11 protein-coding genes are annotated in these 12532 nt (G+C 66.8%); 8 read left to right on the forward strand and 3 right to left on the reverse strand.

The window, feature by feature from the left end:
- The first annotated feature begins 149 nt into the window (after positions 1-149).
- From hisC to P2G62_RS11560, 3 genes are read left to right on the forward strand one after another with little or no spacing between them, the layout of a single operon-like run.
- Complete coding sequence (gene hisC / locus P2G62_RS11550; RefSeq protein ID WP_275735051.1) at positions 150-1253, forward strand: histidinol-phosphate transaminase; 1104 nt, start codon at positions 150-152, stop codon at positions 1251-1253.
- On the forward strand, positions 1237-2172 hold the full coding sequence (locus P2G62_RS11555; protein ID WP_275735052.1) for a prephenate/arogenate dehydrogenase family protein: 936 nt from the start codon (positions 1237-1239) through the stop codon (positions 2170-2172). The genes hisC and P2G62_RS11555 overlap by 17 nt, the downstream gene beginning before the upstream one ends.
- Complete coding sequence (locus P2G62_RS11560; RefSeq protein ID WP_275735053.1) at positions 2172-2942, forward strand: extensin family protein; 771 nt, start codon at positions 2172-2174, stop codon at positions 2940-2942. Before P2G62_RS11555 ends, P2G62_RS11560 begins: the two co-directional genes overlap by 1 nt.
- Here the strand turns inward: P2G62_RS11560 and P2G62_RS11565 are convergent.
- A complete protein-coding gene (locus P2G62_RS11565; protein WP_275735054.1) occupies positions 2930-3928 on the reverse strand; it encodes a DUF2125 domain-containing protein in 999 nt (332 codons plus the stop codon). The genes P2G62_RS11560 and P2G62_RS11565 overlap by 13 nt on opposite strands.
- A 62-nt stretch (positions 3929-3990) precedes the next feature.
- Between P2G62_RS11565 and P2G62_RS11570 the strand changes: the two genes are divergently transcribed.
- From P2G62_RS11570 to P2G62_RS11585, 4 genes are all read left to right on the forward strand, one after another.
- Positions 3991-4527 (forward strand): gamma-glutamylcyclotransferase, encoded by a 537-nt coding sequence (locus P2G62_RS11570; RefSeq protein WP_275735055.1) that lies wholly within the window; start codon positions 3991-3993, stop codon positions 4525-4527.
- 63 nt (positions 4528-4590) lie between these two features.
- Positions 4591-5772 carry a biopolymer transporter ExbB gene (locus P2G62_RS11575; protein ID WP_275735056.1) on the forward strand — a complete coding sequence of 394 codons (1182 nt, stop codon included), beginning with the start codon at positions 4591-4593 and terminating at the stop codon, positions 5770-5772.
- Between the two features lie 3 nt (positions 5773-5775).
- Entirely contained in the window at positions 5776-7167 is a 1392-nt protein-coding gene (locus P2G62_RS11580) for a peptidoglycan -binding protein (RefSeq protein ID WP_275735057.1), read from the forward strand.
- The gene (locus P2G62_RS11585) at positions 7164-7544 is read left to right on the forward strand and encodes a nuclear transport factor 2 family protein (RefSeq protein ID WP_275735059.1); all 381 of its coding nucleotides are present in this window, start codon (positions 7164-7166) and stop codon (positions 7542-7544) included. The genes P2G62_RS11580 and P2G62_RS11585 overlap by 4 nt, the downstream gene beginning before the upstream one ends.
- Before the next feature lie 59 nt (positions 7545-7603).
- Here P2G62_RS11585 and clpA read toward each other — a convergent pair whose 3' ends face one another.
- A complete protein-coding gene (clpA, locus tag P2G62_RS11590) occupies positions 7604-9928 on the reverse strand; it encodes an ATP-dependent Clp protease ATP-binding subunit ClpA (RefSeq protein ID WP_275735060.1) in 2325 nt (774 codons plus the stop codon).
- 381 nt (positions 9929-10309) lie between these two features.
- On the opposite strand from clpA, the gene P2G62_RS11595 reads away from it, so the two are divergent.
- Complete coding sequence (locus P2G62_RS11595; RefSeq protein WP_275735061.1) at positions 10310-11737, forward strand: chloride channel protein; 1428 nt, start codon at positions 10310-10312, stop codon at positions 11735-11737.
- Between the two features lie 11 nt (positions 11738-11748).
- On the opposite strand, the gene gloB is transcribed toward P2G62_RS11595, so the two are convergent.
- Positions 11749-12519 (reverse strand): hydroxyacylglutathione hydrolase, encoded by a 771-nt coding sequence (gene gloB, locus P2G62_RS11600; RefSeq protein WP_275735062.1) that lies wholly within the window; start codon positions 12517-12519, stop codon positions 11749-11751.
- Positions 12520-12532 lie beyond the last annotated feature (13 nt).

Consider the following 12532-nt stretch of genomic DNA (forward strand, 5'->3'; position numbering starts at 1 on the left):
TGCGAATGAGTCAAGTTTTACCTATCGACGCGCCGTGCGGGGCTGGCGCCAGGGACACGGGGCCGCGGGCGTTGCCGCACGGGGTGCAAGTTGCGCTGGCAATGCGCATCGCCGCCCGCTAAGAAGCGCGCAAAGCTGAGGATATTATCATGAACGACCAGATCCGCCCGCAGCCCGGCATTATGGATATCGCCCTGTATGAGGGTGGGGCCGCGCATGTGGCCGGGGTCTCCGATGCGATCAAGCTCAGCTCGAACGAAAACCCGTTCGGCGCCTCGGACAAGGCGCGCGAAGCGTTTTCGCGCGCGGTCCACAAGCTGCACCGCTATCCCAATACCGATCACGCCAGCCTGCGGCAGGCGATCGGCGATGTGCACGGGCTGGACCCTGCGCGGATCATTTGTGGCGTCGGTTCGGACGAGATCATCAACTTCCTGTGTCAGGCCTATGCCGGACCCAAGGATGAGGTGGTCTTCACCGAACACGGCTTCCTGATGTATCGGATCTACACGATGGCGGCGGGGGCAACCCCGGTTTGCGTGCCCGAGCGCGAGCGCACCACCGATTTGGATGCGATCCTGAAGGCCTGCAACAAGAAGACCAAGCTGGTCTTCCTGGCCAACCCGAACAACCCGACCGGCACGATGATCGGCCTGGCCGAGCTGGAGCGGCTGGCGGCGGGTCTGCCCAAGCAGACGCTGCTGGTGATCGACAGCGCCTATGCGGAATATGTCGAAGGCTATGACGGCGGCGCCGAGCTGGCCACGCGGCTGAGCAACGTGTTCATGACCCGGACGTTCTCCAAGATCTATGGTCTGGGCGGGCTGCGGATCGGCTGGGGCTATGGCCCGCGCGCGATCATCGACGTTCTGAACCGCATTCGCGGCCCGTTCAACCTGTCCACCGCGCAGATGGATACCGCCGAGGCGGCCGTGCGCGATCAGGACTGGGTGAACCGTTGCCGCGACGACAACGCCCGTCTGCGCGCCTGGCTGGCCGAGGCGCTGGCCGAAAAGGGCGTGCCCTCCGATACCTCGACCGCGAATTTCATTCTGGCGCGGTTCGGTTCGGAAGAGGAGGCGACGGCCTGTGACGAATTCCTGAAACGCGAGGGGCTGATCGTGCGCCGGGTGGGCGGGTATAACCTGCCCAACTGCCTGCGCATCACGGTGGGGGACGAACCGTCGTGCCGCCGTGTCGCGCATATGATCGGGCTGTTCAAGGCGGGGGCGGGAAATGAGCAAGGTCTATGACCGCGTCGCGCTGATCGGGCTGGGGCTGATCGCCTCGTCGATGGCGCATGCGATCCGCTGGAAAGGTCTGGCGGGCGAGGTCGTAGGTCATGCCAAGTCGCCCGAAAGCCGGGCGACCGCGCTGCAAATCGGATTGGTGGACCGGGTGTTCGACACGGCGGCCGAGGCCGTCGCGGGCGCCGATCTGGTGGTGCTGTGCGTGCCGGTGGGCGCGATGGGGGCGATCGCCGCCGAAATCGCCCCGCATCTGGCGCCCGGGGCGACGGTTACCGATGTCGGCTCGGTCAAGCAGGCCGTGGTCGAGGCCGTGGGCCCGCATATCCCCGAAGGTGTGCATTTCATTCCGGGTCACCCGCTAGCCGGGACCGAGCATTCCGGCCCCCGGGCGGGCTTTGCCACGCTGTTCGTCAACCGCTGGTGGTTGTTGACGCCGCTGGAAGGGGGCGATGCTGCCGCAACCGCCCGGCTGCGCGGCTTCTTGCAGGGCATGGGCGCCAATGTCGACGAGATGGAGGTTGGCCGCCACGATCTGGTGCTGGCCGTGGTGTCGCATACACCGCACCTGATTGCCTACACGATGGTCGGCGTGGCCGATCACCTGCGCCGCGTGACTCAGGACGAAGTCATCAAATATTCCGCTTCGGGCTTTCGCGATTTCACCCGGATCGCGGCCTCTGACCCGACGATGTGGCGCGATGTGTTCCTGACCAACCGCGATGCGACGCTCGATATTCTGGGCCGTTTCACCGAGGAACTGTTCATGCTGCAACGCGCCATCCGCATGGGCGATGGCGACATGCTGTTTGACTATTTCTCCCGGACCCGCGCGATCCGCCGTTCGATCATCGAGGCGGGGCAGGATACCGACGCCCCCGATTTCGGCCGCGGTGCGCCGCCCCCCAAGGACGAGCGCGGCTGATGCGGGCGGGGCTTGCCGCACTGGTGCTGAGCCTGCTGGCCGGGGCTGCACTGGCCGAGGCTCCGCTGAGTTCGTGGCGCCCCTTGCCCAATCCCCGCAGTGTTGCGGCGCCCGCGGTGGCGCCGGTTACGGTGCAGGTGCCGCAGGCCGCGGATCTGTCGCGCCTGCGCCCGCTGGCCAAGCCCAATCTGACCAGGCTGGTGGCGATGTCGGGCGCCAGCGTGCCTGTGAAAACCGGCAAGCCCGGTGCGCGCGGGGCGGTCTGTGGCATGGCGGGGATTACCGGCGTCACGATCCCGCCGATCCCGGCCAAGGCCAAGGGCTGCGGTCTGGAGAACGGCGTCAAGGTTACTGCGGTGTCGGGGATTCCGCTGTCCACGCCCGCGATGATCGACTGCGCGACCGCCCGCGCGCTGAAGACCTGGGTCGACGAGGGCATCGTCCCCGCGGTCGGGCGCAAGGGCGGCGGGTTGGCCCGGCTGGAGATCGCGGCCTCGTACACCTGTCGTCCGCGCAACAACCAGAAGGGCGCGAAGATCTCGGAACACGGGCGCGGCCGGGCGCTGGATCTGGCCGGGGTGCGGTTGGCGAATGGCGAGGTGATTTCGGTGCTCAAGGGCTGGAAGTCAGAACCCAGGCTGATGAAGGCGGTGCATAAATCCGCTTGCGGCACGTTCGGAACGGTTCTGGGCCCGAAATCGGACCGCTTCCATCAGGATCACATCCACGTCGATACCGCGCGCTATCGCAGCGGGTCTTACTGCCGCTGACCCAGCACCGGCGCGGGGCCAAGCGGCACCGGGCCCAGGCTCATCCGGCCATTCTGGAAGGCCAGCGGCACCGCAAGTTCCCCCCCCTGCGCCTGCGCCATATAGGTGCCAAGGCCCGTCAGCATCGGCATCTGCTTCGCGGCGATCAGGCCCAGGTCTTCGGCCAGCGCCAGCCAGCTTTGCCAATCCTTGCTGCGAAAGGTGATCGTGCCTTCGGGCTGGCCCGCCGGGCCAATGCTGAGCGTGCCATCGGCGCGCAACTGGCGCCCGCCCCAGTCGAGTTCCGCCGCATGCAGGCTCAGCGCCTCGATCTGCGGCGGGGCGGCGGGGGCGGTGCGATCGAGCGGCGCGCTGAGCGTAGCGGTCGCATCCACGTGCAACCGTTCGATCCGCGCCGGCAGATCGGTTTGGGGGGCGATCCGGGCCAGCCAGTGCCGGGGCAGATCCAGCTGCTGCAGGTCAAGCCCCAGATCATAGGCATTGGGCGTGGGATCGGTCTGCGCCTGACGGATTGCGGCCCGCAGTTCCGAGGCGGCCAGCACGGGTGTCGTCCCATGAGCCAGCGCCAGATCCTTGCCGACCAGCGTCCCGCGGCTCAGCGGCAGGCTGGCGGCCAGCCCGACCGCCGCCGAGGCGCGCAGATCGCTGTTGGTCAGATCGAACCACTGCCCGCCCAGCCGCAGCTGCTGGGTGGTGGGGGTGAACACGATCAGCTCTTGCGGGCGGTAGCTCAGCGCGAAGACCTGCGCCAGATCGGCACGCCAGGCCAGACTGCCCTGCGGGTCGCGCACTTCGGGCGCGTGCAGCGTCAGATCGAAACGCGAGGGGAAGCCGGCCAGTGTGACGGCCTCGGCGCTGCCCCAGCCTTCGGCTCGCGCCTGTTCCAGCGCCGCGGCCGCCCCGCGCCGCACGGCCTGCGCGCCCACCGCCCAATAGCCGCCATAAAGCAGGGCCAGAACCACCACCAAGCCGATCAAGCGCCGCATCGCCGCCCCTTCCCATTTTTTCCCCTGTTATGTATCCCGGCCCCGGCAGGAGGGCCAGCGCGATGACCGAAACGTTATGGATCTTTGGCTACGGATCGCTGATCTGGAACCCCGGGTTCACCCCGGCCGAAACGGTCCTGGCCCGCGCGCAGGGTTGGCATCGGTCGTTCTGCATGCGCTCGATCCATCATCGCGGCACGGTCGATGCCCCCGGTCTGGTGCTGGCGCTGGACGCCGCACCGCAGGCCAGTTGCGCAGGGCTGGCCTTCGCCGTCCCGCCCGAGGCCGAAGCGGCCGTGATGGAAGAATTGCGCGCGCGTGAACTGGTGTCGGCCGCCTATCTGGAGGTGACGCTGCCGGTCGATCTGGCCGACGGGCGGCAGGTGTCGGCGGTGACCTATGTCATCGACCCGGTGCATGACCAGTATTGCGGCGGCCTCGCCCCCGAGGAACAGGCGCAGATCATTGCGCGCGCCCATGGCGGACGTGGGCCGAACCGCGATTACCTGTGGTCCACGGCGCAGCACCTGCACGATCTGGGCATTGCCGATGCCGATCTGGACTGGCTTGCCGCACGGGTGCGTGCACTGGTCGGATAAGGCTTGGCACCGGGCGCAGGCCCGCCTATCCTCGCGCCGACAGAGCAGCATATGAGGCAGTCCATGCGCGCGCCGATCCGGCTCGATACGCAATTTTCGCAGCCCGTGCGGCAGGTTACCCTGATGCTGATGGTGCTGGGCCTGGTCGGTGCAGGCGGCTGGCTCGCCTATGCGCGGATCTTCCCGATCTTCATTGCCAACCCCTGGTTGAACGGGCTGATCGCGGCTGTCTTCGTCGCGGGCGTGCTGGCGTGTTTCTGGCAGGTGGTGCAACTGATCAACGCGGTCAGCTGGATCGAGAGTTTCGCCGCCGACCGCCCCGGACGCCCGGCCTACAAGGCGCCGCAGATGCTGGCGCCGCTTGCCTCGCTGCTGGGCGCGCGCGGTGCTTCGCGGCGCATCGCGACCTCGGCGTCGCGCTCGATCCTGGAATCGGTGGCAACCCGGATCGACGAGGCCCGCGACATCACCCGCTATCTGGCCAGCCTGTTGATTTTCCTTGGTCTTCTGGGCACGTTCTATGGCCTTGCCACGACCGTTCCGGCGGTGGTCGAAACCATCCGCGCGCTGGCCCCGCAAGAGGGCGAAAGCGCGATGTCGGTTTTCGACAAGCTGATGACCGGGCTGGAGGCGCAGCTGGGTGGCATGGGCACGGCGTTTTCGTCGTCGCTGCTGGGGCTGGCCGGGTCGCTGGTCGTGGGCCTGCTGGAACTGTTCGTCACCCATGGCCAGAACCGGTTTTATCGCGAACTGGAAGAGTGGATTTCCTCGATCACGCGGTTGTCTTTTGCCGGCAACGAAGGCGAGGGCGAAACCGCCATCGCCGCCGAGGTTCTGGACCACATGGCCGAGCAGATTGACAGCTTGCAGACGCTGTTTGCGCAATCCGACGCGGCGCGCGCGCAGGCCGATGCGCGGCTTGCGCAACTGGCGCAGGCGGTCGAGGCGCTGGCCGCGCGGCTGAATGCCGAGGCCGAGGCGCGGGCCGGGCAGGTGCAGGCGCTGGCGGCCATGGCCGCGGGGCAAGAGCGGCTGATCACCGCGCTGGACGGTCTGGCCGAGCGGGCGGCGGCGGCACAAGATAGCGAGGTCGACGCCGAATCCCGGATGCGGCTGCGCTCGATCGACGTGCAGTTGCTGCGGCTGCTGGAAGAGGTTTCGGCGGGGCGGCAAGAGAGCATGGCCGAACTGCGCAACGATTTCGCCGCCCTGACCCGCGCCTTGCTGCGCGGCAAGGAGAGCTGAGCGATGGCGCTTGCCCGCCGCAATGGTCAAAGGTTTTCGGCCACGATCTGGCCGGGTTTCGTCGATGCGATGACCGCGCTTTTGCTGGTGCTGATGTTCGTGCTGACGATCTTCATGGTGGTGCAATCGGTGCTGCGCGAGACGGTGAGCACCCAGGAACACGAGCTGTCGAGCCTGTCCGATCAGGTTGCGGGACTGGCCCGCGCGCTGGCGCTGGAAGAGGCGCGCAGCGCCGATCTGCAGGGGGCGCTCGGGCAGGCGCAGGAGCGGGCCACCGCGCAGGCCACGCTGATCGCGACACTCAGCGGGCAGCTGGATGCCCGCAAGGCCGAACTGGATGCGGCCGGACAGAAGATCACCGCCTTCGAGGCGCAGGTGGCCACGCTGCTGTCGGAGCGCGACGCGGCGCGCGACGAGGCGGCCGCGCGCGCCGCTGATCTGCGTCTGGACCGTGCGACGATTGAGGAGTTGCGGGCCAAGCTGAAAAGCTCGGGCGACGAGCTGGCGGCGATGACCCTGTCGCTTGAGGTTGCGCGCGCGCGGGCCGAGGAAACGCTGACCCTGCTGGCCGCGGCCGAGGCCGCCAAGGCCGATCTGCAAAAGAAGTTCGACGTGCAGTTGAGCGCCGCGCAAAAGGATGCGGCCCTGCGTGCGACCGCCGAAAAGGCGCTGGCCAATCAGGCCCAGATGCTGGACCGGCGGGCCGAAAAGATCACGCTTCTGAACGAACAGATCGCGGCCCTGCGCGGGCAATTGGCCGAATTGCAGGGCATTCTGGATGCCGCACAGGCCAAGGACGCGGCCGCGCAGGTGCAGGTCGAAACGCTCGGATCGGAGTTGAACGCCGCGCTGGCGCAGGTCGCGGCCGAACAGAAGCGCCGTGCCGCGCTGGAGGAAGAGGCCCGCAAGCGGGCCGAGGCCGAGGCCAAGGATCTGGCGCGTTATCGGTCGGAGTTCTTTGGCCGGATGTCGGAACTGCTGGCCGGGCGCGAAGGCGTGCGGGTGGTGGGCGACCGCTTCGTGTTTTCTTCCGAGGTGTTGTTCGAACCGGGTGCGGCCGATCTGGCCCCCGAAGGCCGCGCGCAGATTGCCCGGGTCGCCGAAACCTTCCGCGAGCTGTCGACACAGATTCCGCCCGAAATCGACTGGATATTGCGCGTTGATGGCCACACCGACAATGTGCCGCTGTCGGGGCAGGGCGAGTTTCGGGATAACTGGGAATTGAGCCAGGCCCGGGCGCTGTCGGTCGTGCGATATATGATCAACGATCTGGGCTTCCCGCCCAGCCGTCTGGCCGCGACCGGCTTTGCCGAATTCCGGCCCGTTGCCCTGGGCAATTCCGAAGCGGCGCGCGCGGCGAACCGGCGGATCGAGCTGAAGCTGACCGAACGATGAGCGACAGGCTTTTGGCTGAGGTGCTGGCGCAGGAGCACCGCGTCTGGGCGGCGCTGGTGGCGGGGGATGCGCAGGCCGACATGGCCCTGTTGTCGGATGATTTTCTGGGCGTCTACCCCGACGGGTTTGCCGGGCGCGCAGATCATGGTGCCCAGTTGGCCGCGGGCCCGAGTGTGGCCTGGTATGACATCGCCGACCCGCGCGTGGTGCCTGCGGGGGCAGGCCATGCGCTGTTGGCTTATCGCGCGCGCTACCTGCGGCCCGGGCAAGATGCGCCCGAAGAGATGTATGTCGCGTCGCTGTGGCGGCGGGACGCGGGCGGTTGGATTAATATCTTCAGTCAGGACACCCCCGCCATAGGAGTTGCGCTGCCCTGAAGCCGGCCATGGAAAACGGCGCCCTTTTCGGGCGCCGTTCGGGTTGAGCGGGCGGGGCCTTAGTCCGCGGGCAGAAGCCGCGGCTTGGAGCCCGCGATCCGCGGCTTGCCCAGTTCCTCGATGTTCAGGACGATGGCGTCATCCTTCACGCCGACCTTCACGACACCGCCCTTGGTCAGACGCCCGAACAACAGTTCTTCGGCGAGGGGCTTCTTGATATGCTCCTGAATGACGCGGCCAAGCGGGCGGGCGCCCATCCGGTCGTCATAGCCCTTTTCGGCCAGCCAGTTGGCGGCTTCGGGGCTCAGCTCGATATGAACGTTGCGGTCGATCAGCTGGGCCTCGAGTTGCAGAACGAACTTGTCCACGACCTGAATGATGACCTCGCGCGAGAGCGGCGCGAAGCTGACCACCGCATCCAGACGGTTGCGGAATTCCGGCGTGAAGGTGCGTTCGATTGCGGCCGTATCCTCGCCCTCGCGCTTGTCGCGGCCAAAGCCGATGGCGGCCTTCTGCATGTCGGCGGCCCCCGCGTTCGAGGTCATGATCAGGATCACGTTGCGGAAATCCACCGCCCGGCCGTTATGGTCGGTCAGCTTGCCGTGGTCCATCACCTGCAGCAGGATGTTGAACACATCGGGGTGGGCCTTTTCGATCTCGTCCAGCAGCAGCACACAATGCGGGTGCTGATCGACCCCGTCGGTCAGCATGCCCCCCTGATCGAAGCCGACATAGCCCGGAGGCGCGCCGATCAGACGGCTGACCGCGTGTTTCTCCATATATTCCGACATGTCGAAGCGCAGCAGTTCCACGCCCAGCGTATCGGCCAATTGCTTGGCAACCTCGGTCTTGCCGACGCCGGTCGGGCCGGCGAACAGGTAGTTGCCAATCGGCTTTTCGGGTTCGCGCAGGCCCGCGCGGGCCAGTTTGATCGCGGAGGACAGCGTCTCGATCGCCTTGTCCTGGCCGAAAACCACGCGCTTGAGCGTCTTTTCCAGATCGCGCAGCACTTCGGCGTCGTCTTTCGAGACGTTTTTCGGCGGGATGCGGGCGATCTTGGCCACCACGGCCTCGATCTCCTTGGCGCCCAGCGTCTTGCGCCGACGCGAGTCGGGCAGCAGGTGCTGCGCCGCGCCCGCCTCGTCGATCACGTCGATCGCCTTGTCGGGCAGCTTGCGGTCATGGATGTAGCGCGCCGACAGTTCCACCGCCGCCTTGATCGCGTCATTGGTGTAGCGGATGTCGTGGTGCTGTTCGAAATAGGGTTTCAGGCCCATCAGGATCTTCACCGAATCCGCGACCGAGGGTTCATTCACGTCGATCTTCTGGAACCGGCGGCTCAGCGCGCGGTCCTTTTCGAAATGCTGGCGGAATTCCTTGTAGGTGGTCGAGCCCATGCAGCGCAGCTTGCCGCCGGCCAGCGCGGGTTTGAGCAGGTTCGAGGCATCCATCGCCCCGCCCGAGGTCGCGCCCGCGCCGATCACGGTGTGGATCTCGTCGATGAACAGGATCGCGTCGGGGTGTTCCTCCAGCTCCTTGACGACGGCTTTCAGCCGTTCCTCGAAATCGCCGCGATAGCGGGTGCCGGCCAGCAGCGCCCCCATATCGAGGCTGAAGATCGTCGATTTCGACAGGATTTCCGGGGTTTCGCCACGGGTGATCTTGAGCGCCAGCCCCTCGGCGATGGCGGTCTTGCCGACGCCGGGGTCGCCCACCAGCAGCGGGTTATTCTTGCGCCGCCGGCACAGCACCTGGATGCAGCGCTCGACCTCTTCCTCGCGGCCGATCAGCGGGTCGATATCGCCCTTGGCGGATTTCGCGTTCAGATCGACGCAATATTTCGCCAGCGCGGATTCCTTGGCCTCGCCGCCGCCCTGCGCGCCGCCTTCGGTCTTGGCCTCGTCCTCGGCCCCCAGGATCGGGCGGGGTTCGCCGAATTCGGGGTCCTTGGCGACGCCATGCGCGATGAAATTCACCGCGTCATAACGGGTCATGTCCTGTTCCTGCAGGAAGAAGGCGGCATTGCTTTCGCGTTCCGCAAAGATCGCGACGAGCACATTGGCCCCCGTCACCTCGGTCCGCCCCGAGCTTTGCACATGGATCGCCGCGCGCTGGATCACGCGCTGGAAAGCGGCGGTCGGCACGGCCTCCGAGCCCTCGACCTCGGTGATCAGGGTCGACAGGTCATCGTCGATGAATTCGGTCAGGGTCTGGCGCAGCTCGTCCAGATCGACCGAACAGGCGCGCATCACACGATTCGCGTCGGGTTCGTCGATCAGGGCCAGCAGCAGATGCTCCAGCGTGGCAAGCTCGTGGCGCCGCGCGTTGGCCAGCGCCAGCGCACCATGGATGGCTTGTTCGAGCGTGGTCGAGAACGAAGGCATATGGTGCTCCTTTTTTCTGCGGATCGTCGGGCTCCCTCTGATCCTGGCCTCATATGGTTAAAGTTCGGTGGAATGCGTCCGGCTTCAAGGGCTTTTCACGGAAATTCGCACTGCAATTCAGAGTTTGCTGTAAAAGTGAACATTCACTTGCCCCGGCACGCCCGCGCCGTATCGTTTCCTGCAGCGTGCAGAGGCATCCGCCCGTTCGCAGGCGGCAGAAAATGCTTTTCGTGAATGCGCTTGGGCGCCCGGGGGCGGTTGCCTGATTTTTGTGCATATATGGCGTGCGCCGGGGTGTTCAAGAGGGGGGCACGGCCAGTTGCGGGTTGAAAAACGGGCGCAAAAGGTTCATGCGCGGGGTTCCAAACGAAAGTGGGGAAGATGACCGCCTTCAGGTTTTCGCGTGTTGCGATGTTGCGCCGGTCGCGCGCGATGGTTTCGTCAACGCGGTTGTGGAAGTCGCGGCTGGTGTTCTGGACGGGGGCGCTGGCGATCGGAGCGATCAGCGTGGGCTTTGCCAAGGCGGCCGATTTCGCGCAACGGACCTTTGCCACTTTCGCCGGAACCGAAGAATTCCACTATGCGCCGCTGCTGATTACCCCGCTGGGGTTCGTGCTGTGTGCCTGGCTGGCGTGGCGGTATTTTCCGGGCACGCAGGGGTCGGGCATTCCGCAGGCGATTGCGGCGCGCCATTTGCGCGATGTGCCTGACCGAGGGGGTATGTTGTCGCTGCGGATCGCGGTGGGCAAGGTGTTTCTGACCGTTGCGGGGATGTTCTGCGGCGCCTCGATCGGGCGCGAGGGGCCGACGGTGCAGGTCGGGGCGTCGATTATGATGCTGTCGGGGCGTTTCGGCGGCATTGCCGAGGGGCGCGGTCTGATCCTGGCGGGGTCGGCGGCGGGGATTGCCGCGGCCTTCAACACGCCGCTGGCCGGGATCGTCTTTGCGATCGAGGAAATGAGCCGGTCCTACAAGGCGCGCACCAATGGCATGGTGCTGTCCACCGTCATCATCGCGGGGGTCGCCTCGCTCGCCATTCTGGGGAACTACACCTATTTCGGCAAATCGCATGTCGTTCTGGATCAGGCGCGCGACTGGGTTCTGGTGCTCAGCTGCGGGCTGGCCGGGGGCGTGATGGGCGCGATCTTCAGCCGCGGGGTGCTGTCGGTCAGCCGCAGGATGCGGCGCTGGCGCGGGGCATCGCCGCGCAGCAAGATGCTGTTGCTGGCGCTGGTGGCGGGGATCATCACCGCAATCGTGGGCGTCGGCTCGGGCGGGGAAACCTGGGGCACCGGCTACGAACAGGCGCGCAGCGCGATCGAGGGCGAGGCCCCACCGGCCAGCTTCTTCCTGTTCAAACTGATCTCGACGCTGGTCGCCACGGTGTCGGGTATTCCGGGCGGTCTGTTCGCGCCGTCGCTGTCGGTGGGGGCGGGGTTGGGGTCTTCCGTGGCGCTGGCGCTTGGCTCGGATATCGGGCTGGCCGCGATCCTGGGAATGGCGGCCTATTTCGCCGGGGTGACGCAGGCGCCGATGACCGCGATCGTCATCATCATCGAGATGACCGGCGGCCATGACATCATCGTGCCGGTGATGGCGGCGGCGATGCTGGGTTATGGCACTGCGCGGGTCATCACGCCCGAGCCGCTCTATGCCGCGCTGTCGCGGCCCTTCATCGCCGATGCGCTGCGCCAGGTGCGTGCGCGCGAGGCGGCCCTGCGCGCCGCCGAGAAGGCCGCCGAGGCCGCGATGGAAACGACCTCAGCCGCGCCGGAGCCCGGCGCACCGCAGCCTCCGGCGCGGGGCTGAGCAACCGGGCGTCAGAAACTGTCCTTGCGGGCGCGGGCGGCGGCGAAGGTTTCCAGCGCGCTGGCCGTGGGGGGCAGGCCAAGCGCCGCGCGCAGGGCCGGGTCGTCGCTGCGCAGGAAGGGGTTGGTCGCGCGCTCCAACGACAGCGGCACCGGCAGCGTGGGCTGCCCGGCCGCGCGTTTTTCCCGCACCTCGGCCATCCGCGCCAGAAGGGCCGGGTGATCGGGCTGCAGGCTCAGCGTGAAGCGGCCGTTGGCCTCGGTATATTCATGGCCCGAACAGACCAGTGTGTCGCCGGGCAGCGCGGCCATCCGGCCAAGGGTTGCGAACATCTGGCCGGGGCTGCCTTCGAACAGCCGCCCGCAGCCCCAGCTCATCAGGCTGTCGCCCGAAAACAGCAGGCCCGCCTGCGGGAAGTAATAGGCGACATGGCCGATGGTGTGGCCCGGCGCGTCCAGCACCTCGACCATCTCGACCCCGATCGGCAGGCTTTGCCCGGGGCGCACGGCATCCGACAGCGGCGGCAGGCGGTGTGCATCGGCCGCAGCGCCGATCACCCGCGCGCCCGTTGCCTCGGCCAGCGCCTCGACCCCGTCGATGTGATCGCCGTGGTGATGGGTAATCAGGATGTGGTTGAGTTTCCAGCCTTTCTGGGTCAACACCTGCAGCACGGGCGCGGCCTCGGGGACGTCGATCACCGAGGTCGTGTCAGTGGCGGCCTCATGGACGATATAGGCGTAATTGTCCGCAAGGCAGGGCAGGATCAGCAGTTCGAGAGGCATGGCGTTTCGCGTC

The organism is Paenirhodobacter sp. CAU 1674 (assembly GCF_029222945.1).
Taxonomy (GTDB): domain Bacteria; phylum Pseudomonadota; class Alphaproteobacteria; order Rhodobacterales; family Rhodobacteraceae; genus Rhodobacter.